At 59.0% G+C, this 24,464-nt stretch carries 16 protein-coding genes; 10 read left to right on the forward strand and 6 right to left on the reverse strand.

What is annotated here, in order from left to right:
* The first annotated feature begins 107 nt into the window (after positions 1 to 107).
* The gene (locus AAEZ09_RS14240) at positions 108 to 7,208 is read left to right on the forward strand and encodes an NEL-type E3 ubiquitin ligase domain-containing protein (RefSeq protein WP_350599826.1); all 7,101 of its coding nucleotides are present in this window, start codon (positions 108 to 110) and stop codon (positions 7,206 to 7,208) included.
* A 195-nt stretch (positions 7,209 to 7,403) separates the two neighbouring features.
* Here the strand turns inward: AAEZ09_RS14240 and AAEZ09_RS14245 are convergent, their stop codons facing one another.
* The 3 genes from AAEZ09_RS14245 to AAEZ09_RS14255 all read right to left on the reverse strand — a co-directional run bounded on the left by AAEZ09_RS14245 (position 7,404) and on the right by AAEZ09_RS14255 (position 9,771).
* Positions 7,404 to 8,627, reverse strand: a complete 1,224-nt coding sequence (locus AAEZ09_RS14245) for a hypothetical protein (protein ID WP_350599827.1) — start codon at positions 8,625 to 8,627, stop codon at positions 7,404 to 7,406.
* A gap of 278 nt (positions 8,628 to 8,905) precedes the next feature.
* Positions 8,906 to 9,538: a Pr6Pr family membrane protein gene (locus tag AAEZ09_RS14250; protein ID WP_350599828.1), complete on the reverse strand. Its 633-nt coding sequence runs from the start codon at positions 9,536 to 9,538 to the stop codon at positions 8,906 to 8,908.
* Positions 9,539 to 9,540: 2 nt separating this feature from the next.
* Entirely contained in the window at positions 9,541 to 9,771 is a 231-nt protein-coding gene (locus AAEZ09_RS14255) for a VF530 family protein (protein WP_350599829.1), read from the reverse strand.
* A gap of 442 nt (positions 9,772 to 10,213) precedes the next feature.
* On the opposite strand from AAEZ09_RS14255, the gene AAEZ09_RS14260 reads away from it, so the two are divergent.
* From AAEZ09_RS14260 to cmoB, 7 genes are all read left to right on the forward strand, one after another.
* On the forward strand, positions 10,214 to 11,596 hold the full coding sequence (locus AAEZ09_RS14260) for a carbohydrate porin (protein ID WP_350599830.1): 1,383 nt from the start codon (positions 10,214 to 10,216) through the stop codon (positions 11,594 to 11,596).
* A 207-nt stretch (positions 11,597 to 11,803) separates the two neighbouring features.
* Positions 11,804 to 14,215: a glucose/quinate/shikimate family membrane-bound PQQ-dependent dehydrogenase gene (locus AAEZ09_RS14265; RefSeq protein WP_350599831.1), complete on the forward strand. Its 2,412-nt coding sequence runs from the start codon at positions 11,804 to 11,806 to the stop codon at positions 14,213 to 14,215.
* A 303-nt stretch (positions 14,216 to 14,518) separates the two neighbouring features.
* Positions 14,519 to 16,936 (forward strand): endopeptidase La, encoded by a 2,418-nt coding sequence (lon, locus tag AAEZ09_RS14270; protein ID WP_350599832.1) that lies wholly within the window; start codon positions 14,519 to 14,521, stop codon positions 16,934 to 16,936.
* A 203-nt stretch (positions 16,937 to 17,139) separates the two neighbouring features.
* On the forward strand, positions 17,140 to 17,532 hold the full coding sequence (locus tag AAEZ09_RS14275; protein WP_045058045.1) for a protease inhibitor I42 family protein: 393 nt from the start codon (positions 17,140 to 17,142) through the stop codon (positions 17,530 to 17,532).
* A gap of 2 nt (positions 17,533 to 17,534) precedes the next feature.
* On the forward strand, positions 17,535 to 18,176 hold the full coding sequence (locus AAEZ09_RS14280) for a lysoplasmalogenase (RefSeq protein WP_045058046.1): 642 nt from the start codon (positions 17,535 to 17,537) through the stop codon (positions 18,174 to 18,176).
* Positions 18,177 to 18,317: 141 nt separating this feature from the next.
* On the forward strand, positions 18,318 to 19,097 hold the full coding sequence (gene cmoA, locus AAEZ09_RS14285; protein WP_350599833.1) for a carboxy-S-adenosyl-L-methionine synthase CmoA: 780 nt from the start codon (positions 18,318 to 18,320) through the stop codon (positions 19,095 to 19,097).
* Positions 19,094 to 20,050: a tRNA 5-methoxyuridine(34)/uridine 5-oxyacetic acid(34) synthase CmoB gene (gene cmoB / locus AAEZ09_RS14290; protein ID WP_350599834.1), complete on the forward strand. Its 957-nt coding sequence runs from the start codon at positions 19,094 to 19,096 to the stop codon at positions 20,048 to 20,050. The genes cmoA and cmoB overlap by 4 nt, the downstream gene beginning before the upstream one ends.
* 122 nt (positions 20,051 to 20,172) lie before the next feature.
* Here the strand turns inward: cmoB and tadA are convergent, their stop codons facing one another.
* The 3 genes from tadA to AAEZ09_RS14305 form a co-directional block, all read right to left on the reverse strand.
* Positions 20,173 to 20,664, reverse strand: coding sequence for a tRNA adenosine(34) deaminase TadA (gene tadA / locus AAEZ09_RS14295; RefSeq protein WP_205891633.1), 492 nt, complete (start codon positions 20,662 to 20,664; stop codon positions 20,173 to 20,175).
* Entirely contained in the window at positions 20,664 to 22,040 is a 1,377-nt protein-coding gene (locus tag AAEZ09_RS14300) for a multicopper oxidase family protein (RefSeq protein WP_045058049.1), read from the reverse strand. Before AAEZ09_RS14300 ends, tadA begins: the two co-directional genes overlap by 1 nt.
* A 161-nt stretch (positions 22,041 to 22,201) precedes the next feature.
* On the reverse strand, positions 22,202 to 22,759 hold the full coding sequence (locus AAEZ09_RS14305; RefSeq protein WP_225569511.1) for a hypothetical protein: 558 nt from the start codon (positions 22,757 to 22,759) through the stop codon (positions 22,202 to 22,204).
* A 275-nt stretch (positions 22,760 to 23,034) separates the two neighbouring features.
* Here AAEZ09_RS14305 and AAEZ09_RS14310 point away from each other — a divergent pair, with 275 nt between their 5' ends.
* Positions 23,035 to 23,346, forward strand: a complete 312-nt coding sequence (locus tag AAEZ09_RS14310) for a hypothetical protein (RefSeq protein ID WP_045058051.1) — start codon at positions 23,035 to 23,037, stop codon at positions 23,344 to 23,346.
* Positions 23,347 to 23,454: 108 nt separating this feature from the next.
* Complete coding sequence (locus tag AAEZ09_RS14315) at positions 23,455 to 24,291, forward strand: alpha/beta hydrolase (RefSeq protein ID WP_082069120.1); 837 nt, start codon at positions 23,455 to 23,457, stop codon at positions 24,289 to 24,291.
* The last annotated feature ends 173 nt before the right edge of the window (positions 24,292 to 24,464 follow it).

Below are 24,464 nucleotides of genomic sequence, written 5' to 3' on the forward strand. Positions count from 1 at the left end.
CGATAACCCCGGCGCGCCGCACCTTCGCAGCGACCTGAGCGCTGCTGCGTCATCCCTCGGCGTTCGAGCGTGCCTCAGAACCTGGATCCAATCAATGGAGAAGCCGCATGCCAATCGCCCCCCCCTGTTTTTTTGACTATCTGAACTCTGCAGGCACCGCTGCCAGAAACACCCTTGCCCAGGTTCCTGAGTACATGGTGTCGGCGTTGCAAGGCATCCGCCAGCCCGAGGTGCCCAAGGTGCTGGAGGTGACGCACGTGACGAAACGTGGCAGGGAGTCGTGGTACATGCCGGTCCGCAGGCAGGCACACGTCGCGCTGCTGATGTTGCTGCTGACGCCGCGCGAGGTCTTGCACCCGCGTATGCACTCGGCGCTGCTGACCATTGTTTTGACGCGTTTGCAACACCTGTCGGGCACGGCGGCGCCTCCTGCCGTTATCAAGGCGATGAGCGAGGCGCTGCGTACCGGGTGGCCCGTGGAAAAGGCGTACCTCTCGGTGCTGACGCCAGCCCAGCGCGATGCGGTGTGGCAGGGCGGACCTTACTGCGGCGGCGATCCGGCCAGCGACCTGTTGCTCAATTGCCTGGCGTTGACCCAGGGCAAGGTGATCGAAATGGCCTGTAAGGATAGCAAGCCTGGCTATACCGATTACCTGAAGTTACCCGAGCAGTTCGAGCAGAAACAGAACAGCCTGGAAGAGCGGTTGCGCCAAATTAAACCCGAGGAGTTGACCAGTGAAGAATTGGAAAATTATCTCCAGCTCAATCAGTGGTTGCATTGCCAGGAGTGGCTCGTGCAGTTGCCCGTCAGTGCGGCGCAGAAGATTAGCCATTGGCTATTGCGCCACTGGCTGCCGTCCACGGCGGTGGCCAGGCAACTCATCAATTATTGCCAGGGACAGGTGAGCGCGCAGGCCCTCGGTGAAGACTGGCAAACGATCTTGTCACAGCTGAAACAAGCCTCCACGCTCAGCGAGGGTCTCGAGGTCATCAATAAAGCGCTGGAGCAGGGGGTGCTGACCCCGGTCACGGTGCTTTACGGCTTGAGCAACCTCTACAGTATGGGGGGGTCGTTGATTCCAGTGAGCCTCGTGGTCGGGGCGATGTTCGGTTGGTGTGAGGAAAAGTTCGCCGGCTGGCTACGCGAATATTTCGGCAGCCCCTCGTCGGAGACCCCGCGCACCCTGCAGGAGCTGGGCCGACTGGCGGGTAATCTCAAAAGCCTCAATCAGTACGCGCAACCGGCGCTAACTTCGCTGGATGAGTGGGTGAACCCGGCGCCCGTGCCCGAGCAAGGCGACGCACAGCGGGGGCACGACTTGCCGCCAGACGTTACCGAGCCGCCAGCCACCTCGGCCGGGGCGCGACCGGGCGGCATCTTGCAGTCGGCTCAACACGGTGCTCGATACATCGTCAGCAGTGCCGTCCGCTTGCTTTGGAAAAACGAGCGCGAGCAGACGGATGTCGAGACGCCGCTTTATACGGCCCCCGGCGCGGTGTACCAAACGACCACCGAGCCCATTGCCGAAGCGAGCCAGCATTGGCTTGCGCCGGTGGCGGCGCTGGGCACTGTCGCCGCCGGCGCAGTAATCCTGACCGGCGCACACGCGCTTCGCCAGGATATGAAACCCATCGGCCCCGACATGGACCTGCCCGCCAGCGAGCCGGTATTCGCCCAGTATCCACCCCCTGTACAGGCCTTACTGGATAAGCTGAAAAACCATTGGCATCTCACGCCCGAGGGCGAGCTGATGTCGACCTTGCAGGCGCTCATGGCAACGCGCGCCGCCGCCGATGCCACTACGCTACTGGCCCGTGTCAGCGCCCAGCTGCACCAGGATTTTGGCGAGTCGCTGGCGCCGCTGCTGGACCTTGCAACCCCCGCAGCTGACGCCGACTTCGGCGAATTCGATGCCCTTGAGGAAATCGTGCCCGTGCGTCAACGACGCGCCGCCGGGACAGGCCTGCAGGCGGCTGAGCGGGTCCTGGCCGAGGACGTCATCGCCTTGCTCGATCAGGCATCGTCCGGTGCGCAACAGCAGGATCAGTGGTTGCAGCAAGAGGTCTTGCGCGAGCTGTTGAGCAGCCTGCCGCCCGGGCACTGGCTGCACAACGCAAGTGCCGGCGAACAGGCGCTGTGGCTGACGACCACACAGACCCTGGACGAGGGTTACCAGCGCCTGGCCAACCTGAAGTATGACTCGCTGGCGCAGTTCGAGGCGCAACGGCCCGCCCTGCAGCAAGCCCTGGCCGAGGTCAATCAAAACGAGCTGCAACTGGCCGTGCTCAAAAGCAGGCTCAAGGGTGATTTGAGCCCTGGCGGCTCGTATATGGACGGGCTGGCCGTGGTGATGGCGGCCCTCAACAACGACCCGCGGGTGGCTGTCGGCAGCCTGCGCCTGGCCATCGGCAAAGGGGCGGATGCCGTCTCGGTGCCACTGGCGCAATGGCAGGTGTTTGTCCGGCGTGATGCCAGGGGCAAGGAGGACGGCGTGGTGCTGTACCGCCCCGCCGAGCGGCGGGTGCAGGCGTTCAGTTCGCAGCAGGAAATGTTCCAGCACCTGGATCTCAAGCGCATGCAGCAGTCCCTGCACGCCGAGGTCCGGCCACCGGCAACGCCAGGCCCTGCCACCAGCCGCCCGGCCGCGCCCACCGCGCCTGCTCCCAAGGGACTGCCCGAACTGGCCCTGGAGAACGCGCTTCCCGCACAGCGGCCCGCTTTGCGGCGAACCCTTGATGAACGCGGGCGACGAGCGGATCTCTGGGCCTCCGGGGATTTCCAATTGCACACCTACCCCGGCGCCAGCCTGCAGGACAAGCTTGGGCACCGGGCCGGGGTGCTGCTGGACAGCGAGCAGGCACGGCTGCAACGGCTGGCCGCCAGCCCGCAACTGGCCACGCAGATGGCCGCCGCCGCGCGCACCGAGCAGGAGTACAGGGCCTTCGTCGACGAGAATTTGCCCACCCTGCGCGCCTTCACCCGGCGCACCGAAACCCGCAAACTGACCGAGGTCCTGCAGGGCAAGGGCGGGCTGGCAGCCAATGCCACGGTCGACGCCGACGCCGTCCGGATCACCTTCAATGGCCAGACCATGAACTGGACCGACTGGGTCCTGGAAGGCTACCGCCGGCATGGCGATAATGTGTTCGCTATCAGCAATAATTTCCTCGCTGATGCCCGCTTTGAGCATGACGATCCAGCCGTGGTCCAGGCACTGGGTACCGTCAAGCAGGACGTCCAGCACCATCTGCGCAGCACTTACGCCGGCAACCAGTACATCGAGTACCTGAAGCAATGGCTCGCGCCCAACGACCTGCGCGGGCAGGCCTTCGCCCAACTGAGGAGCACCTTGATCCAGCAGCAACTGCAGGTGACGCTGGAGCAGGCACGCGTCGACGGGACGCTCGACCCATACACCGCCGGGGAATTCAGGACCCTGGTGGATGGCCTGCGCACGGTGACGGTCACGGACACGGGAAAGGCCAGCCTGCAGGCGCTTCAGGTCAACGGGCTGCGGATTCCCGAGGTGCTGGTATTGTCGTTGCGCCAGCGCGCCCAGGAGCAGCGCAGCGCTGCCGCACAACGCAGCGACTACGTGTACTTGCAGGGCCCTTACGGCCCGGAACTGCTGAAGCTCTCGGACTACCAGCAACTGATAAGCACCTCCGGCGCGTACTACGACGATTTGCAGGCACGCGCCCTGCTGGAGGACAAGATCAAGGTCGAGCAGGCTCAGCGCGACCAACGCAACACCAGGGTGTCCAGCGTCCCCATCGACGACTTTTGCCGGGACGTCGACCAGTGGCTGTGGGACGGCATCAAAAATGCCAACGAGGCCAGCACCAGCCGCAAGGAGATGATACTCGATCAATTTTTCAAGGGTGTGGGAGGTGCTGCAGGCGTGACCTGCATGGCCGGCAGCCTGGGGATCGCGACAGTCCCCTGCGCCGCGCTCACCCTGGGGCTGATCGGCCATGACGCTGCCAGTGCGCTGCACCACCTGGAACATGGAAGGCTCGACGATGCCTTGATGGACGTGGCATTCCTGACACTGGATGTGCTGGATATGGGCCCAGGCCTGCGCGCGCTCAAGCTTGACGGGTTGTTGGACTGGGCCGGCAAACTGCGCTTCAGCAGTGCCACCGAGCTGAGTCAAGCTGTGCAGGCTATGGCCCGGCAACGCGACAAGGCCTTTACTCCGCTTGGCCAGCTCAACGACGCCCTGGCGCGCAGCGATGTCACCCGTGAACAGTTGACGGCACTCTCCCCGCGTCCGGGCAAGGCCGATGCAGGCACCTTCTACAGCCATGACGGCAAGCACTATATCCTGAATCGTTACCAGGACCAGGTCCTGGCGTACGAAGTGTATTCGGACAATGGCTGGGCGACGGTGCGCGTGCGCGACCCGCAACGACCCCAAGAGCAGGGCGCGCCGGTGCATTACCGCGATGGGCACTGGCGGGCCGACGAGGGAGGCTTGCTGGGCGGCGGTGGAGGGTCGTCCAGTCTGCGGAGTAACGAAGAATGGGAGGAGTATTTGCATATGTTTGACTTCGACCATACGACAGACAACGACCGGTACCGAGAACTAGAGCAAGCGTTCCACAACGGTTATCCGCCTCCGGATTGGATTTTTAAACACCTGAGAAATCGAAAGGATGGATGGCGTGCATACGGGCTGTTGGGATGGAAACCCATCCACTCGGTCAAAACCAATTACGATCCGGCCTCTATCAAGCAAATGCTGGCGCGTTTTGATTTCTCGACGGCCCCCACTGGACATGTCTTGGGTGATTGGTTGTTGCACGATAGGTTCAATTTAGACTTTTGGCAGGCCTTCAAAGAAGAGGATGACTGGCCCAGCTGGGCAATAAAGTACGCCAAAAAGGACACCATCCTGGACTTCTATACGCCAACTCAAGTGCTGAGTGACGACAAGAAAACTTTTCCCAGAAAGGACGTTTTGGATGCCTACCTGAGGGAATTTGATGTCTTGGACGAGACGTCACGCAGTAACCTGATTGAGAATCGGGTCCGTGGTCATGATAACCCTGACTTGATTATGCAATTTCCCGAGCACGCAAGGGTCAGCGCAAAAATCCAGGCACTCGTCAATCCCAGCGATTTTGCTGACGAAAATGCGGTAGTTGCTTATCTGGATAAATTCGCCTTCCCGGACACGGATGACGGCCAGATACTGAGAATGGCATTGCTGTCAGATCGAATAAAGGGCGGCAGGACACCCGCCTGGGCGGGCTATCTAGTGAAGCTTGAGAGCTGGCAGCAATACAAACGTTCCACTTGGTACTCTGCCTTGGAACATCAGAATAAGTTGGACACGGTGCTAGTTGAAGAAGGCGGCTTTTCTCAATCGGAAGCTGCAACCTACACGTCTTCATTCAAAACCATCGATGCGGACAGATATGTGGACCAGGATCTGCGAGAAGAACTGGTCCTTAGCAAAATATTGGAACCAGACCGCCCCCCGGTATGGGCATTCATGGATGCAAAACCTGCAACGCGAATGATTATTTACAAGAGTCAACATATACCCGCGAACCTGGAGCGTTTTGAAGTTACGCTAGGGGGAGTCGGGTGTGAGCAGAATCTGGTTCTACCTGAGAATATGCCGAACTTGAAGACAGTGAAAATAGAGGGGGTGCGCAATTCAAACTTGTTCAAAGTTACCCTGCCGTCGCAGATGGCGGAAGTTGAGTTTCTGCAAGTCAAGCGCGTGCAGCTCCAGCAGGAGCCATTTCAACTGGACGACCTGTTCGCAATGCGGGAACTGTCCATCGAAGGCTGCAGTGGAACGCAAGAGATCCAACTGGGCGCAATGCCCAATCTGAAAACATTAAAACTCACTGATAATGCACAATTGAGTCAATTGAAAATGCCCGACGAGTGGCCAAGGCTTGAAATATTGATTATATCCAGAAACCCGCACCTGCAACCGCAGGCATTGCAATATCCTCAGGCACTACCCGCGTTGCACAGCTTGCACCTCGAACATAACGACCTGGTAGAACTGTCATTCCTGCAGCGAAGCGCAATGCCCGAATTGAGGAGTCTGGAACTTTCCGGCAACCAATTACGGCACCTGGAGCACGTGCCTCAATTTCCCCAACTGACGTTACTTGGCTTAAGAAACAACCGGTTTGTGAGACTACCTCATTACATCCAAGCACTGCCCAATACTGTGTCGGTTGATTTGGTCGGCAATACTGACTTCAACCCACGTATCCAGAGGTATTACGAGACGCTCATGACCACTGAGGGCTATACCGGTCCACGTGTGCAGTTTGCTATTGCAGAAAATGATTTGTCGCCGAGAAACGCGCCGCCTCTTGCTAAAGCCGTATCGGCCTGGTTCCCAGTCGAGCAGCAAGAGGAAGTCACACGCCTGTGGTCTCCCCACGATGGCGAAGACAACGCCTCACTATTTTCTGCCTTCCTGGTTAAGTTGCTTCTCTCGCCCAGCGACATCGCGGTATTCAAAAATGAGGTACCGACATGGCTGAATAAACTGAGAACAGACGATAAGTTACGCCTTAAAACGTTCATGAATGCCTATGACGCGACCGCCTCCTGTCATGACAGGGTATCTTTGACGTACAACCAAATGCAGGAATTAGCCCTGCGCTTCGATGTGATCAATGGCCGTTTCAACGCCTCACCCAACAACGTGAAGTCCGCGTTGCGGCAGCTGTTTCGACTGGAGCTGCTCGATAAATGGGCAGAGGGTTTTATCAGTCGCAAGCCGAGCGCAGATGAGGTCGAGGTTTTCCTGGCGTTAAGGGAGAAACTGGGTGACAAATTGGGCTTGCCAGGAAACACCTCCAAGATGCTTTTTGAAAATTCGTCCGACCTAACAGAGCCAGACTATAACCAAGCGCTCGCTTATGTATTAGCCAAAGAAGCCCAAGGCTTGTTTGATACCTACTTGGTCAAATCAGAAGTAATGCGCGCGGTTCTGGAACGCAAATTACCAGTGAAGTATGAGCAGGCCAAAGAGCAGCTGACTGTTCTGGTAGGGAATCCCGATACCGGGCGCTATGCTGAGATTAGAGACAGGATACTCGGAGAAACAAAACCATCGCTAGAGGATCAGGGTGCAATGGTTCAGATTGATAGTGCGGTCATGGATGAGTTATACAAAGAGTATTACGGACCGCTGATAAACCAATTTTTCAGGCCTGCCTCGTAACCTAGAACTCGCCGGCGTCGCTACAACGCCGGCGACCTGGATCACGCGCGCTCACTCGCAACGGGCGCGCCACCGATCCAGCACGAGCACAAGCAGCGCAATCACCAAAAACTCCGCCATTATGCCGGCTCAAGGCAAACGCGGGGTTCATGGTGCGATGGCAAACCAGTCACTCAACGGTGGCTGGTTCTGCGCTCAAACCTGCGAATCCCAGATTACAGTGACATTGCCCGAATACGTCGTTCCGGCCTCCATCGTTGGGACCCTACTGGCTGGTATTTGAAAATACAGCTTCCCAAAATGTGCAACGTACTGGGAGACGTTAAATTTTTTCGGCGCCAATGCTGAGAGCCTGTACTTGAATGGATACTGCGAGCCTCCTGCATCATCGATCACGCCTTCAGGCGGAGTGAAAAAGGTATCCAGCCTTACAATCTTGCCACTTGAATTTTTCAAAGCGCAGTCACTGAAGTGAGGCACGCCACATTGCAATTTGACGGTAAACGGTGAAGAAACGTTGAGCTGAAACGGAGCATCACCAGACAATACTGTTGGTGTTCGCCCCATACTCTCCCACCTGTCCCAGCCACCCGCAGGAACAAGTTCGACTTTATAGCCAAGATAAAAGTTAACGCGTAACACGTGGGTGACTCTCAGCGTGACTTTCACCGAGATATTGGTCTGATACGGCGTCAGAAAATAACCAGGTTCAAACTCTCTTGCGACATTATATGTAATGAGGCCCTCGTAGATTCCTGCTTCCATTTCATAAGGGTTGGGTGTATCGACTTCATAAATAAAGTTCATCGAGTCAAGATACAGTCCGGGAAGACTGTACCGTGTTTTTTTCCCACAGACAGCCCCCTCCGGGCCGTACCAGAAAAAATTGTACAAACCCATCGACTTCCCCGAATCAAGACCAGGTACAGCCCGGCATGGCGCATTGACGTCCTGAAACCATCCACCGACCCACAAAGACTTATGCCCCTCTGGTGGGTTCTTGCCGGTGAGCGACAAGACGGTCGCAGGCCTAAGATCATACCGAGCACCGACACCGCGTATATGAAGTGTTACCGGATATTGTTTTCCGTTAACGCCTTTTACCGAGAAGCGCGAGGCTGACGGTATCCTGAACTGGACCGTATTTTCGCGGAAGTCATAGATGGGCCCACTGTTGAATCGGACATTAACTTTCGAACTACCTGTGTGCGGTGCGGCGCACTTGTCGGGGTACTCCGCACAAATCCCTGTGAGAGGCGTTTTGTTAGTGAAATATTTATTGTTGGGTGTGCCAGCGTCTGGCACAAACTCTAACTCAACATCAACATCAGCCGCACCGGACACCCCTGCAGCGCCAGCAAAGGTCGCAATCAGCAACCAGCGAAATAATGTTGAAGTCAGAACACGCGACAAATCCATTGCCTTCTCTTCCCTTTAAAAATTATATAAAAAATAGCATCGCCTCTGAACTTCGCGCTGTCGCTATCGATACACTCCATACAATAAATTTTATGAGCAAACTAAAAGCCTGCCTGCGCACCTTCAAAGAACGAAGAACGAAGAACGAAGAACGAAGAACGAAGAACGAAGAACGAATTGAAGGTCCACGACATCACCGCCTAGCAACATAGGAATATTCCTAATTTCCCGGCGAGTCCGCCCACAAAATGACCGTCTTCATGTTGCGAAACTGGCTGTCAGCGACGCCGATCCAACCACAACACGATCAACGCGCTCGCTATGAACCCGGCCAATACGCCACTGGCGTTGATCAAAACTTGTGGATAACCCAACTTGTCGACATTGATGAACGGATAGGGATACACCGCCAACGCATGTCCGCGGAACAACACGCACGCGAAGTAAATTATCGGGTAAATCACCCACAGGCCAATGTGCCGCAGGCGCAACGTGCCCTTGGGAACGCAGAACCACCAATAGGCCAGGTACAGCAGCGGCATCACGTCGTGCATCAGCTCGTCGGCCAGGAACTGCCAGCCTTCGGGGTGCCACAGATGTCGCAGCAACACGCTGTACGCCACCCCGACCACGACGATGCTTACCATCACCCCGCTGCTCACCCACGGTTGCAGGAACCAGCGTCGCGTGGCTGATTCCCGGGAGGTCAGGTCACAGGTCAGAACCGCGGCCACCAAGGTGTTGCTCAGCACGGTGAAATAACTGAAAAAACTCACCAGCCCGCCCATCAGGCTGGCCTCAAGGGTGAAGCGCGAATAGAGAATCAGGTACAGCTGAATGCTCAGCCCCACCCAGCCGAGCACTGCTGCCACGGCGACGAAACGGCGCTTTGCCACGGCTTGGCCGGGCATGTTCAGAGCGGACGCTTGGTGCGCATCAATTTCACGTACAGACCTTCGACCTTCTCCCGGGCCCACGGGGTTTTACGCAGGAAAGTCAGGCTCGACTTGATGCTCGGATCGCTCTTGAAGCAGCGGATGTCGATATGCTCGGCCAGCCCCGACCATTCGTAGTGCTCAACCAGTACATTGAGGATCTGCTCCAGGGTCACGCCGTGCAGCGGGTTGTTGTTCTGTTCGGTCATGCCGGGCCTTTGCGCGAAGAAAGAATAAAGAAGCCGCGCACCTTAGCCGAGGGCTTCGATTGGTGAAAGGGCTCAGTTAACTGTAGGCCAACGAGAAAAGATCGCAGCCTTCGGCACCTTCTACGGTTTTGGGTTTTGCGTACTCGCCTGCCTCGCGATGCGCAGGGTGATCACCATCCGGGGTTTACACCATGGCCCGGGTATATTTGAGCACCGCAAACCCGCTGCCACAGGGTGTGTTTTTTGCCGGTTAAATCCCTGCGGCAAGCGGTCGCACATGACTGTTACCAAATCCGAAAGGATGCATCTCAGCAAAAGCGCTTTCTCTATTTGTAACAGAACATTATCCTTACGCCCTTCCCGGCTGAAACGCTTCTGCTGCCTGCTCCACCCTTGCGCTTTTCAGTTCATCCCCTAGAAAAAGATCAAAGAAATTCTTCTCATGCCCGATTTGCACGTTTCGCAAGACAGCGCTGTCTGCGCACCTGTTGCCCGCCTGAAAATGCTCCACCTGATCGGCGGCTTCACCGCGATGAGCCTGGTTACCTGTGCCCAGGCTGCCCCAGCCTTCGATAGCGAATCGCCCTGGATGCTGGGTGACTGGAACGGCAGTCGCACCGAGCTTGCGGAAAAAGGCTACGACTTCAAGGTCGATTACACCGGTGAAATGGGCAGCAACCTGCACGGTGGCTACGACCACGATCGCACCGCACGCTACAGCGACCAGTTCGGTCTGGGCACCCATCTGGACCTGCAGAAAATTCTCGGCTGGGACGCGGCCGAATTCCAGCTGACCGTCACCGAACGCAGCGGCAACAACATCAGTAATGACCGCATCAACGACCCGCGCGTCGGCGGGTTTACTTCGGCCCAGGAAGTCTGGGGACGCGGGCAGACCTGGCGTCTGACGCAAATGTGGTACCAGCAGAAATTCTTCGACCAGAGGCTCGACATCAAGGCCGGCCGCTTCGGGGAAGGCGAGGACTTCAACAGCTTCCCGTGCGATTTCCAGAACCTGGCGTTCTGCGGCTCCCAGGTGGGCAACTGGGTGGGTGGCATCTGGTACAACTGGCCGGTCAGCCAGTGGGCCCTACGCGTCAAATATCACCTGACGCCAGAGTTGTACGCGCAGGTCGGGGCGTACGAGCAGAACCCGTCCAACCTGGACCGCAACAATGGCTTCAAGCTCAGTGGCAGCGGCACCCAGGGTGCGATCCTGCCGGTGGAGCTGGTGTGGTCACCCAAGGTCAATGGCCTGCCAGGCGAGTACCGCGTCGGCTATTACTACAGCAACGCCAAGGCCACCGATGCCTATAAGGACAGCAATGGCCAGCCGGCAGCCCTGAGTGGTGAAGCCTACCGCAGCGCTTCGAGCAAACATGGCCTGTGGCTTGGCGTGCAACAGCAACTGACCAGCCGTGCCAGTGACAACTCCCGGGGGCTGAGCGTGTTCGCCAACGGCACGATGCACGACAAGAAGACCAACGCCATCGACAACTATGTTCAGGCCGGGGTCGTCTACAAGGGTCTGTTTGATGCACGGGCCAAGGACGATATCGGTTTCGCCATGGCGCGAGTGCACGTCAACCCGGCATATCGCAAGAACGCCGAGGCGACCAACCAGGCTCGCGCCGTGTCCGACTTCGACGATCCGACCTACCTGCCGCCGCAGGACACCGAATACAGCGCCGAACTCTATTACGGCGTGCACGTCACCAACTGGCTGACCGTGCGCCCGAACCTGCAGTACATCCGCCACCCAGGTGGGGTGGACAAGGTCGATGACGCGCTGATTGGCGGGATCAAGATCCAGTCTTCGTTCTAATCAACACCCTGACCCCACTGTAGGAGCGAGCTTGCTCGCGATGGACCCGAGAACACCGCAGGGCACCAGACACCCAGCGTCATCGTTGACGACCATCGCGAGCTCGCTCCTGCAAAGGGCCGTTTTTTATCTGAACCATGCCCACGCCAGATCGTCATCTACAGTGAACTTGCGCGGGACTACTTAAACGTCACGGAGAACCACACTATGAGCACTGATGGTGCTTTGAGTCGAAGCCGTCTACTGCCGACTCTGCTCGGCATTCTGCTTTTGCTAATGGGCCTGGCCATGCTGGCCGGGGGAATCAAGCTGAGCATGCTGGGCGGCTCGCTTTACTACCTGCTGGCCGGTATCGGCCTGACGCTGACCGGCGCGCTGCTGATCGCTGCACGACGTGCTGCGCTGAGCCTGTACGCACTGGTGCTGTTCGCCAGCACCGTCTGGTCGCTTTGGGAAGTGGGCCTGGACTGGTGGCAACTGGTGCCACGCCTGGCGCTGCTGTTTGCCCTGGGCATCGCCATGTTGCTGCCGTGGTTCCGCCGTCCGATGTTGCGCGAAGGCACGGGCCCCATGACCACCGGCGTTCTGGCCGTGGCCGTGGTGATCGCCGGTGCAACCGCACTGGCCAGCCAGTTCACCAACCCGGGTGAAATCAAGGGCCAACTGGACCGCGACAGCGTGCCGGGCATGGCCAACACTGCCCCGGCCATGCCGGACGGTGACTGGAACTCCTACGGCCGTAGCGCCCACGGCGATCGTTACTCGCCATTGGCGCAGATCACCCCGGAAAACGCCCACAAACTGGTTCCGGCCTGGGAATACCGTACCGGCGACATCCCGGGACCAAACGATCCAGGCGAGACCACTGCGGAAAACACCCCGCTGAAAGTCAACGGCATGCTGTATGTGTGTACGCCACACAGCCAGGTGATCGCTCTTGATCCGGACACCGGCAAGGAAATCTGGCGTTTCGATCCGAAGCTCTCCACGCAGAACGCGGCGGACTTCAAGGGTTGGGCGCACATGACCTGCCGCGGCGTGTCGTATCACGATGACGCCGTCTACGCGTCCGAGCAAAGCCCGACAGGTACTGCCAGCCCGGCGCCGGCCAGCAACGCCTGCCCGCGTCGCATCTTCCTGCCAACTGCCGACACCCGCCTGATCGCGCTGAACGCCGACACCGGCAAGATGTGCGAAGACTTCGGTAACGGTGGCCAGGTCGACCTGAGCGCCAACATCGGCGGCTTCAATGCCGGCGGTTACTACTCCACCTCGCCACCGGCCATCACCAAAGACCTGGTCGTGATTGGCGGTCACGTCACCGACAACGTTTCCACCGATGAACCAAGCGGCGTGATCCGCGCGTTCGACGTGCACACCGGCAAGCTGGTGTGGAACTGGGACAGCGGCAAACCGGACGACACCACACCGATTGCCGAAGGCCAGGTCTACACCCGCAACTCGCCAAACATGTGGTCGATGTTCGCGGTCGACGAAAAACTCGGCATGCTCTACCTGCCAATGGGCAACCAGACCCCGGACCAATTCGGTGGCGATCGTACTCCTGAATCGGAACTGCACGCTGCCGGCCTGACCGCACTGGATATCGCCACTGGCCAGGTGCGCTGGCACATGCAGTTCACCCACCATGACCTGTGGGACATGGACGTCGGTGGCCAGCCTACCCTGATGGACCTGAAAACCGCTGACGGCGTCAAGCCAGCGGTGCTCGCCTCCACCAAGCAGGGCAGCATCTATGTACTGGACCGCAGCACCGGCAAGCCGATCGTGCCGATCAACGAAGTGCCGGTACCGCAAGGCGCTGTTGCGGGTGACCACACCTCGCCTACCCAGCCCAAATCCGACCTGAACCTCATGCCACCACCGCTTCAGGAGCGTGACATGTGGGGCGTGACCCCTTTCGATCAACTGATCTGCCGGATTGACTTCAAATCCATGCGCTACGACGGCCCGTTCACACCGCCATCGCTGCAGGGTTCGATCGTCTATCCAGGCAACTTCGGCGTGTTCGACTGGGGCGGTATCTCGGTTGACCCGGTGCGCCAGATCGCCTTCGTGAACCCAAGCTACATGGCGTTCAAATCGAAGATGATCCCGGCCGCCGAAATCGCTGCCCAAGGCCCGCGTAAAAGCGAAACCGAAGGCGTGCAGCCAAACAAAGGTGCGCCATACGGCGTTGTCCTCGAAGCCCTGCTGTCGCCAATGGGCCTGCCGTGCCAGGCACCCGCCTGGGGCTACGTGGCAGCGATCGACCTGACCACCTCGAAAGTCCTGTGGAAGCACAAGAACGGCACCGTGCGTGACAGCTCGCCGGTTCCGATCCCGCTGAGCATGGGCGTTCCGAGCCTGGGCGGGACCTTCGTCACCGCCGGGGGCGTGGGCTTCCTGAGCGGCACCCTCGACCAGTACCTGCGTGCCTACGACGTGAAGAACGGCAAGCAGCTGTGGGAAGGCCGCCTGCCTGCCGGCGCGCAAACCACGCCGATGACCTACACCGGCAAGGACGGCAAGCAGTACGTGCTGGTCATGGCCGGCGGTCATGGCTCCCTGGGCACCAAGCAGGGTGACTACGTAATTGCTTACAAACTGTCCGAGTAAGTATTAGCGGCGGTTAAACGAAAGGCGACCCCTTTGAGGCGGTCGCCTTTTTTGTGCCCCGGTGGCCATTGCTGTGGCCACTGACGTTCTACTGTAGGAGCTGCCGCAGGCTGCGATCTTTTGACCTTAAAAATCAAGATCAAAAGATCGCAGCCTGCGGCAGCTCCTACAGGGGATTTTGTCCGGCATTCGAATACTCCATGCTGTCAAAACACTGAACACACGCCCTGAAATATCCCTCGCCATTGAAACCACACGCCACCTGCCCCATCTAAGACCCATATCCCATTGCGCAGGTGCCCCATGAGCGACCAGCAAGAATTTCCCGAAGACCCCAGCGAGTACGCAGACCCCGAGAACGCCGAGCACCACTCCACCGGCAAAGGCCTCGCACTCCCCGGGCAGAACCTGCCGGACAAGGTCTACATCATCCCGATCCACAACCGCCCCTTCTTCCCGGCCCAGGTACTCCCGGTCATCGTCAATGAAGAACCCTGGGCGGAAACCCTGGATCTGGTCAGCAAATCCGAGCACCACTCCCTGGCCCTGTTCTACATGGACACGCCCCAGGAAGACCCGCGCCATTTCGACACCTCGGCCCTGCCGCTCTACGGCACGCTGGTCAAGGTGCATCACGCCAGCCGCGAAAACGGCAAACTGCAGTTCGTCGCCCAGGGCCTGACCCGCGTGCGCATCCGCACCTGGCTCAAGCACCACCGCCCGCCTTATCTGGTGGAAGTCGAATACCCGCACCAGCCCACCGAGCCGACCGACGAGGTCAAGGCCTATGGGATGGCGCTGATTAACGCGATCAAGGAACTGTTGCCGCTCAACCCGCTGTACAGCGAAGAGCTGAAGAACTACCTCAATCGCTTCAGCCCCAACGATCCATCCCCCCTGACCGACTTCGCCGCCGCCCTCACTTCCGCCACCGGCAATGAGCTGCAGGAAGTGCTCGACTGTGTGCCGATGCTCAAGCGCATGGAAAAAGTCCTGCCCATGCTGCGCAAGGAAGTCGAAGTCGCGCGCCTGCAGAAAGAAATCTCCGCCGAGGTGAACCGTAAGATTGGCGAACACCAGCGCGAGTTCTTCCTCAAGGAGCAACTGAAGGTCATCCAGCAGGAGCTGGGCCTGACCAAGGACGATCGTAGCGCCGACATCGAACAGTTCGAACAGCGCCTGGAAGGCAAGGTGCTTTCGGCTCAGGCGCAGAAGCGCATTGCCGAAGAAATCAACAAGCTGTCGATTCTCGAAACCGGCTCGCCGGAGTATGCGGTCACCCGCAATTACCTCGACTGGGCGACTTCGGTGCCTTGGGGCGTCTACGGCAAGGACAAGCTGGACCTCAAGCACGCCCGCAAGGTACTGGACAAACACCACGCCGGCCTGGACGACATCAAGGACCGCATCCTCGAATTTCTCGCCGTGGGTGCCTATAAAGGCGAAATCAGTGGCTCCATTGTGCTGCTGGTCGGGCCGCCCGGTGTGGGCAAGACCAGTGTCGGCAAATCCATCGCCGAGTCCCTGGGTCGTCCGTTCTATCGCTTCAGCCTCGGCGGCATGCGCGACGAAGCCGAGATCAAGGGCCACCGGCGCACCTACATCGGCGCACAACCGGGCAAGCTGGTGCAGGCGCTCAAAGACGTCGAAGTGATGAACCCGGTGATCATGCTCGACGAGATCGACAAGATGGGCCAGAGCTACCAGGGCGACCCGGCCTCGGCGCTGCTGGAAACCCTGGACCCGGAACAGAACGTCGAATTCCTCGACCATTACCTGGACTTGCGCATGGACCTGTCCAAAGTCCTGTTCGTGTGCACCGCCAACACCCTGGATTCAATTCCCGGCCCGCTGCTGGACCGGATGGAAGTGATTCGCCTGTCGGGCTACATCACCGAAGAAAAAATCGCCATCGCCAAGCGTCACCTGTGGCCCAAGCAGCTGGAAAAAGCCGGCGTCTCCAAGGGCAGCCTGTCGATCAGCGACAGCGCGCTGAAAGCGTTGATCGATGGCTACGCCCGTGAAGCCGGGGTGCGCCAGTTGGAAAAACAACTGGGCAAACTGGTGCGCAAGGCGGTGGTGAAGCTGATCGACGAACCCAAAGCGGTGATCAAGCTCGGCCCGAAAGACCTCGAAGCCTCCCTCGGTCACCCGGTGTTCCGCAACGAGCAAGTGCTCTCCGGTACGGGTGTCATCACCGGTCTTGCCTGGACCAGCATGGGCGGTGCGACCTTGCCGATCGAAGCAACCCGCATCCATACGCTCAACCGTGGCTTTAAGCTCACCGGTCAACTGGGCGATGTGATGAAGGAATCGGCAGAGATTGCCTACAGCTACGTGAGCTCGAACCTGAAGTCGTTCGGCGGCGATCCGAAGTTCTTCGACGAAGCCTTTGTGCACCTGCACGTTCCAGAGGGCGCCACGCCCAAGGACGGCCCGAGCGCGGGTGTCACCATGGCCAGCGCCCTGCTGTCCCTGGCGCGCAACCAGCCGCCGAAAAAAGGCGTGGCAATGACCGGTGAACTGACCTTGACCGGGCACGTGCTGCCCATTGGCGGGGTGCGCGAGAAAGTGATTGCGGCGCGTCGGCAGAAGATTTTCGAATTGATCTTGCCGGAGCCCAATCGCGGGAGCTTTGAGGAGTTGCCGGAGTACCTGAAGGAAGGGATCACCGTGCACTTTGCCAAGCGTTTTGCGGATGTGGCGAAGATATTGTTCTGATCATCCAGTAGCGCCTGCAACACCGTCATCGCGAGCAAGCTCGCTCCCACAGGGATTGCGACAAACCTGTGGGAGCGAGCTTGCTCGCGATAACGTCGGCAGTGACGCCGCCCTCTTCCTGGTCGCCTCCGAGCGACTGTCACACTCTGTCTCATCTTCAGTTATGCTCGCCGTTCGTCGTCACCGCCGGAGCCGCTGAGCCCATGTCCCCGATTCGCCTGCTTGTTCCCATGAGCCTCGCTCTGCTTGCCGCCTGCTCCTCGCAACCGGGCCAGAACCTGACCGTGGAAAAACAGAGCCAATGCCCGGCCAAGCTGCATAACGGGCAGAACCTGATTGTGACGCTGCCCAGCAACCCGACCACGGGCTACCGCTGGGCGATTCAGGACTCGGCTGGCGGCGTGCTGCACGCCCTCGGCCCCGAGGTGTACAGCAACCCTGAAGACGCCGGCATCGTCGGCTCCGCCGGGATTTCGACCTGGCGCTTCCAGGCCTTCGCCACCGGCACCGGACGCCTGCGCCTGACCTCCCAGCAACCCTGGGCACCTGAGGTGTTGCCGGTAGACACCTTCGACTGCGCGATCTCGGTGAACTGACCATGGGCTGGCTGATTCTGGCGCTGATGGGCGCGGTGACGTTCCTGTACGGCCTCAGCGTGCATGCCACGCTGCTGTGTCTGCTGGTCAAGCCATTGCCAATACTGGCCCTGCTCGGCTGGTTGCATGATGCGCCGCCCAGTGAATATCGCCGCTGGATCAGCCTCGGCCTGATTTTCTCCCTGCTTGGCGATGTGTTGCTGGCGTGGCCGATGGATTTGTTCGTTTTTGGTCTCGGGGCCTTTCTGGTCGCGCATCTGGCGTACTTGAAGGCGTATCTGAGTGATTGCCGCCGGTTGGCGGTAATGCCGCTGATCCTGGCCCTGGTTGTCGGTGCCCTGTTATTGGGGATTCTGATTGCCAGTGGTTTGGGGCCTTTGCTGATCCCGGTGATTGTCTACGGCCTGGCGATCAGCACGATGCTCTGGCGCGCATTGGCCCGCCTGGGCACCGATGTGCCGCAACGTTCGGCCATGCTGGCGGCGGCCGGCGCAGTGGCCTTCGTGTTTTCCGACAGCGTGATCGGCATCAGTCGCTTCGTGATGCCGTTCGAGGCGGCGCCGTATGTGATCATCCTGAGCTATTGGCTGGGGCAGTGGGGGATTGCGGCTTCGGCGTTCGCCACCGAACCGCGCCGCGCCTGAGAAAAAAATCGTCCGCACGCGACCCGAGCCTGCGGCAGCGCCTGCAGGGGATCGCGTTGCAAGGTAGGAGCTGCCAGGCTGCGATCTTTTGATTTACGGTTTATCAGACAACCCGCGCATCAGCGCGCCAAGTTGGCTAAAATGCCGGCCTTTTCCACCCATGCCGCTGGAACCGCCGTGAGCAAAGAACCCGATCGCCTTTTCGCCCAGCCGTTGGCCCAGGTGCCTGACTTCGCCTTCAACGAGGATGTGGTGAGGGTCTTCCCGGACATGATCAAGCGCTCGGTGCCGGGTTACCCAACCATCGTCGAGAATCTCGGGGTGCTCGCCGCGCAGTTTGCCCAGCCCGACAGCGTGCTCTATGACCTGGGCTCGTCCCTCGGTGCCGTGACCCAGGCGTTGCGCCGGCACGTGCGCACGGACGGCTGCCGCGTGATCGCTGTGGATAACTCGGTGGCCATGGTTGAACGCTGCCGCGAATACCTCAACGGCCAGGACTCGATGTTTCAGGAGTTGCTGCCGGTGGAGGTAATCGAAGGCGACATCCTGGCACTCGAGTTCCAGCCGGCCTCGGTGGTGGCACTTAACTTCACCCTGCAATTCATCGCCCCGGAGCAGCGCACCGCGCTGCTCGCGCGTATCCGCCAGGCTCTGGTTCCAGGAGGCGCGCTGATTCTGTCGGAAAAACTGCGCTTCAACGATCCTGAAGAACATGCGCTGCTCACCGACCTGCACGTCGCCTTCAAGCGCGCCAACGGCTACAGCGAGCTGGAGATTGCCCAGAAGCGCAGCGCCATCGAAAACGTCATGAAGCCCGACAGCCTCGAAGAACACCGGAAGCGCCTGCTCGCGGCCGGGTTCTCGAAAGTCGTGCCGTGGTTCCAGTGTCTTAACTTTGCCTCGTTGATTGCCTTGCCATGATTGATCTGTCTCCCCTCGCCCGCCGTCTCGCTGGCACCCCGCTGGCCGATTGGGCCAACACGCTGCAAGCCCAGCTCGACAAGAAAATGGAAAAAGGCCATGGCGATCTGGAGCGTTGGCAAAGCGCGCTGGACGCCTTGCCGAAGATCCAGCCGAGTGAAGTCGATTTGCTCAACGGCCTGACCCTGGACACCGATTGCGACGACGACACCCGCGCGCAGATGCGCACGGCGCTGATGGGTTTGTCACCGTGGCGCAAGGGGCCGTTCGATTTGTTCGGCGTGCACGTCGACACCGAGTGGCGCTCGGACTGGAAGTGGTCGCGGGTTGCGCCGCATCTGGATTTGAAGGGCAAACGCATCCTCGATGTCGGCTGCGGCAATGGCTACTACATGTGGCGCATGCTCGGTGCCGGTGCCGACAGTGTGATTGGCGTTGATCCGAACTGGCTGTTCTTCTGCCAGTTCCAGGCCGTGCAGCGTTACCTGTCCGAACCGAATGCCTGGCACCTGCCGTTTCCGTTCGAAGACCTGCCGCCGAACATGGAAGGCTTCGACACGGTGTTTTCGATGGGCGTGTTCTACCACCGCCGTTCGCCGATCGAGCATTTGCTGGCGCTGAAGGATTGCCTGGTCAAGGGTGGCGAACTGGTGCTGGAGACGCTGGTGATCGAAGGCGATCAGCAGCAGGTGCTGGTACCCGAAGACCGTTACGCACAGATGCGCAATGTATGGTTCCTGCCGTCGGTTCCGGCGCTTATGCTCTGGTTGCGCCGCGCCGGTTTCACCGAAGTGAAGTGCGTGGATGTGAGCGTGACCACTGTCGAGGAACAGCGCGGGACGCAGTGGATGAAGTATCAGTCGTTGAGCGATTTCCTTGATCCAGAGGATCACAGCAAGACGATCGAAGGCCTGCCGGCGCCGATGCGTGCCGTCATCGTAGCCCGCAAATAAACTTCCCCCTGTAGGAGCGAGCTTGCTCGCGATGAACTCGAGAGCGCCGTGGGGAATCAGGCTCCCAGCGTTTTCGTTGACGACCATCGCGAGCAAGCTCGCTCCTACAAGGGGATTGGTGATTAGGGTTTGGCCCGGCGCGCCTTGAAGAACTCGCTCAGCACTGCGCCACACTCCTGCGCCAAAACCCCGCCTTCAAACAACACCCGGTGATTCAAAAAACCCTGGGTAAAGAACTGCCCCTGGCTCTGCACAATCCCCGCCTTGGGCTCCAGGGCGCCATACACCACCCGCGCAATCCGCGAATGCACGATCAACCCCGCGCACATGCTGCAGGGTTCAAGGGTTACGTAGAGCGTGCTGCCGGGCAGGCGGTAGTTGCTGGCGGCCAATGCCGCAGCGCGGATCGCGACCATCTCGGCATGGGCGCTGGGGTCGTTGCCGCTGATCGGGCAATTGAAGCCACGACCGATGATTTCTCCATCCTGCACCAGCACCGCACCGACGGGCACCTCTCCCAATGCCGCGCCTTGGGCCGCGAGGGCCAGCGCCTCGCGCATGAAATCCTGGTCACGGCTGCGATCGATGATCGCAGCAGGGCGAATCTGCCGCATCACGCCACCTCGATGGCGGCCATCAGGCCGGTTTCCATGTGGTCGATCACATGACAATGAAACATCCACACGCCGGGATTATCCGCCACCAGGGCGACCTGTGCGCGCTCGTTCTTGCCCAGCAGGTAGGTGTCCGTGAAGTACGGAATGACCTTGTGACGGTTTGAGGCAATCACTTTGAAGCTCATGCCGTGCAAGTGGATCGGGTGCTGATACTGGGTCATGTTTTTCAGTTCGAAGATGTAGCTCTTGCCCTTTTCGAGCTTGGCAATCGGCCGGTCGGCGCAGGTTTTATCGGTAATGTCCCAGGCCTGGCCATTGATCTGCCAAAGGCTGGGCGGCTTGCCGTTATCGACGTTGACCGACACCGAGCCCACCCATTCGAAATTGAAGTTGAGTTTCTCGGCATTGGCCAGGTCCGGCTCGGCCACCGGGTTAGGCGGCAGTGCGGGGGGCCATTGGCTCGGCGCGTCGGTGTTGGCCACCGAGCGCAAGGTCCCCAGGCGGACCGGGCCGTTGCGCAGGGATAACTCTTCACCCGCGGCAGGCGCCTTGATCGCCAGGCAAATGCGCATGCCCGGGCCGAGCCAGTACTCCTTGCCCAGCGGGCGCGGTTCGATAGGGTTGCCATCCAGCGCGTAGATCTGCGCTTCAACGCCGGGAATGTTCAGTCGATAGGTCAGGGTGTTGTCTAGGTTGAGCAGGCGCACGCGGGTGATCTGCCCGGCGGGCAAATCGATCACCGCCTGGGACACTCCGTTGATGGTCGACAAGCGCCCTGCGGTGCCACCCCGGGCCGCTTCGCGAGGGATGCTGAACGCAACGAACGCGCCCTCTTCATCGACGTGCCAGCTCTTCAGGCTCAAGGTCTTTTCATATTTGAAACCGGTAGGCTCGCGCTCTTCCACAATCAGCGGACCGACCAGGCCACGGCCAAGTTCTTCGCTGCTGTTTACGTGGGGGTGATACCAATAGCTGCCGGCATCGGGGACACGAAACTTGTAGTCGAAATACTCACCCGGCAGAACCGGGAGCTGCGACACATAGGGCACGCCGTCCATCTCCAGCGGCAGGCGGATGCCGTGCCAGTGAATAGTCGTGGCGACCGGCAGGTGGTTGATGAAACGCACTCGCAGCCATTCGCCCTGGCGCACGCGCAACTCGGTGCCCGGCGCCGAAGGGCCGAACGCCCAGGCTTGGGTGGTGTGCCCAGGGACCAGTTCGACGTCCAGTGGCGCCGCGATCAATTCGTAGTCATGACCCGCGTCGGCGTCAGCCATCTTGCCCAGCCAGTACCGCGAGGCGCCACCCGCTCCGAGACCAACGACAACAAGACCGGACAGGCCACCGAGAATTTGGCGACGGGTAAAGGACATGAACTCAGCTACCTCACTTATCTGCACCGGCCCGGGGGCCGGTAAAAGGCGAATACGATACACCTGCAGTTGAGAAACAGTAAGGGCGGCGCGGCGGATGGCCGCAGCCGGAGGCGGGCCTAGCCGAAAAAGATCTTTGCCTCTCCAAGATCCCTGCGCGGTCAGTTTGCGCCGGCATCTCTTTTTGGAACGCCAATGGTTTTGCGTTCACCCGTTGCGGAGACTTCGTACACGTTCATGACCCAGGTGTCGGCGATCACGGTTTCAACCACATAATTCCTCTTGGCTTGCGGCGTGAATTGCTGCGCAACAGGCTGCTCCTTGTCGAACGGCGTAGGCATGGGAATACCGTTAAAGGTAAACGGTTTGTCCTTGACCTCCCCTTGCACGTACATAGTTTTGTCCGCCTCGACCAGCTTACTGATGCTGTCAGTACCACCTGCGATTTTCTTCAGATAAGCCGGTACACGCTTGAAGTAAGCAGAGTCATAAACCCGTTCACCCGCGCTCACAAATCCAGCATTGGCATACCCGTAGGTATAACTGACAGGACGATCACCCTCGCCGCCTATTGTACGGAAAGTCACGCTTGCTTGATGGTCATTCATGGCCAGTGGAACTACCGGCTCTGAAGTAAGGTCACCCGACTCACGGCTGCTGCAGCCCGTCATGATAAGAGCGAAAGTGATTGCTAACGGAAACGCCAAAGAAATTTTCATTCAATCCCTGAACCGTCTAAAAGAAGGACTGTATGGAGCCATTTGCAGAGTAAAAGTTCCTTGTACTCTATCGGTGCTGCTGTGGAATTGACCGCTCTGTCGATACCACACTGACCTTATAATATTTACTCAAGATCCAATGACCGAAGTACTGGACGGCGATAAAACAGCGCACAGCTGCTATGACGATGGCAGGACCGCTTGCAAGCCCTTCTGGAGAGATTCACCCTACGGCGTCTCACATTAACCCGAGTCAAACCATAAGGAAGAACGCCATGTTTACCAGGAACCTGCTGTTGAGTTTTTGCGCTGCGTTACTGGTTGGCTGCACGGGAAGGGGCTTTCAACCGCCTCCCCCGGAATTTACCAATTGGAAAAAAAGCGGGGTCTCGCAAGAGGGTGTTAAAAGCGCTATGACCGCATGCGGCTATACCAACCTGACAGGGACGGGGGACACGACGCCGATTGACCAGGTACTCACGCAGTTTTATTGCATGAAAGACTCCGGTTTCAAGCGCACAGATAACATTGACCTGTGCAAGGAAGGCCGCATCGGAGAATCACCGGTGTGCGAAGGCCGCCGGTAACCCATCAGCAAAAGAAAGCAGGTAATGAACGATCTGCGCAACGGACTGTACGGCACCACACTGGTGTAACCTGCCGAGGCCTCCATTGGCAATGGTGCACTATGACATATGATGAGTAGATACTTTCCTTGCTGTCGCACCGGCCTCTCTAAAGCCTGGATGGTGACGATCAGCGCGCTTCTCATCGCCTGCCAATCGCCGCGCGAGGCACTGCAACAACTGGCTGATGAGCACGGCCGACAATTGGAGGTCCTGCCGGGACACGCCTTCCCCCTCTTGTTACTTGCGCCGCAAACTGCAGAAAAGATGACTCGCCTGCGTGTCTACCTGGAAGGCGATGGCCATTCCTGGGCGACGGCCACTCAACCCAGCCTGGATCCGAGCCCACACAATCTGTTAGTGCCACGGTTGGCGGTCGATGATCCGACACCGAATACGTACCTGGCACGCCCCTGCCAGTTCGTCATGGCCGCAGCCTGTCAATCAGCACTCTGGACCAATCGACGATTTTCTCAGGAAGTGGTCACCCGCCTCAGCCAGGCGCTGGATCAATTAAAACAGCGATATGGCAATAGGGAGTTCGAACTAGTGGGGTATTCAGGTGGCGCCGCTCTCGCATTATTGTTAGCGGCGCAGCGCAATGATGTTACCCAGGTGCAAACCCTTGCTGGCAATCTCAGTCCACGTCTGTGGGCGAAGATGAAAGGACTGTCGCCACTCAACGGTTCACTGGATCCGCTGGACTATCGTAATCGACTCGCCCTATTACCCCAGCGTCATCTCATCGCAGAAGCAGACCTGATTATTCCAGGTAGTTTAGCTGACAGGTACCAACAGGCGCTTGGCTCGCCGCTCTCCCAGTGCGTCCATGTACTAAGAGTAAGCCATGATAAGGGGTGGGAAGCGACATGGAGCCGATGGGCTAACACTCCGTTGGCACATTAAAATCATGAAACTCAGGGTGGGCAGGTTCGTTTAAAACATCCGAATCCTATCCCCCTGGGGCCTGACCCGGGCGCGACCGCAACTGCGACCCTAAAGTTCCATTTATTGCTGAATAACCCCGAAAAGCCTAAACAAACAACTGTAGCGTCACATTTTTTAGCTATTTTCTCGTC

The sequence above is a fragment of the Pseudomonas sp. 65/3-MNA-CIBAN-0223 genome (assembly GCF_040310425.1).
GTDB lineage: Bacteria > Pseudomonadota > Gammaproteobacteria > Pseudomonadales > Pseudomonadaceae > Aquipseudomonas > Aquipseudomonas gregormendelii.

What these genes read in the sequence shown, in the direction of transcription:
- cmoA (WP_350599833.1), top strand. Translation starts at nt 18,318, where the DNA reads ATGCCGGCCTTTTCCACCCATGCCGCTGGAACCGCCGTGAGCAAAGAA.
- cmoB (WP_350599834.1), top strand. Translation starts at nt 19,094, where the DNA reads ATGATTGATCTGTCTCCCCTCGCCCGCCGTCTCGCTGGCACCCCGCTG.
- AAEZ09_RS14305 (WP_225569511.1), bottom strand. Translation starts at nt 22,759, where the DNA reads ATGAAAATTTCTTTGGCGTTTCCGTTAGCAATCACTTTCGCTCTTATC.
- AAEZ09_RS14275 (WP_045058045.1), top strand. Translation starts at nt 17,140, where the DNA reads ATGTCCCCGATTCGCCTGCTTGTTCCCATGAGCCTCGCTCTGCTTGCC.
- AAEZ09_RS14310 (WP_045058051.1), top strand. Translation starts at nt 23,035, where the DNA reads ATGTTTACCAGGAACCTGCTGTTGAGTTTTTGCGCTGCGTTACTGGTT.
- AAEZ09_RS14255 (WP_350599829.1), bottom strand. Translation starts at nt 9,771, where the DNA reads ATGACCGAACAGAACAACAACCCGCTGCACGGCGTGACCCTGGAGCAG.
- AAEZ09_RS14250 (WP_350599828.1), bottom strand. Translation starts at nt 9,538, where the DNA reads ATGCCCGGCCAAGCCGTGGCAAAGCGCCGTTTCGTCGCCGTGGCAGCA.
- AAEZ09_RS14265 (WP_350599831.1), top strand. Translation starts at nt 11,804, where the DNA reads ATGAGCACTGATGGTGCTTTGAGTCGAAGCCGTCTACTGCCGACTCTG.
- AAEZ09_RS14240 (WP_350599826.1), top strand. Translation starts at nt 108, where the DNA reads ATGCCAATCGCCCCCCCCTGTTTTTTTGACTATCTGAACTCTGCAGGC.
- AAEZ09_RS14245 (WP_350599827.1), bottom strand. Translation starts at nt 8,627, where the DNA reads ATGGATTTGTCGCGTGTTCTGACTTCAACATTATTTCGCTGGTTGCTG.
- tadA (WP_205891633.1), bottom strand. Translation starts at nt 20,664, where the DNA reads ATGCGGCAGATTCGCCCTGCTGCGATCATCGATCGCAGCCGTGACCAG.
- AAEZ09_RS14315 (WP_082069120.1), top strand. Translation starts at nt 23,455, where the DNA reads ATGATGAGTAGATACTTTCCTTGCTGTCGCACCGGCCTCTCTAAAGCC.
- AAEZ09_RS14300 (WP_045058049.1), bottom strand. Translation starts at nt 22,040, where the DNA reads ATGTCCTTTACCCGTCGCCAAATTCTCGGTGGCCTGTCCGGTCTTGTT.
- AAEZ09_RS14280 (WP_045058046.1), top strand. Translation starts at nt 17,535, where the DNA reads ATGGGCTGGCTGATTCTGGCGCTGATGGGCGCGGTGACGTTCCTGTAC.
- AAEZ09_RS14260 (WP_350599830.1), top strand. Translation starts at nt 10,214, where the DNA reads ATGCCCGATTTGCACGTTTCGCAAGACAGCGCTGTCTGCGCACCTGTT.
- lon (WP_350599832.1), top strand. Translation starts at nt 14,519, where the DNA reads ATGAGCGACCAGCAAGAATTTCCCGAAGACCCCAGCGAGTACGCAGAC.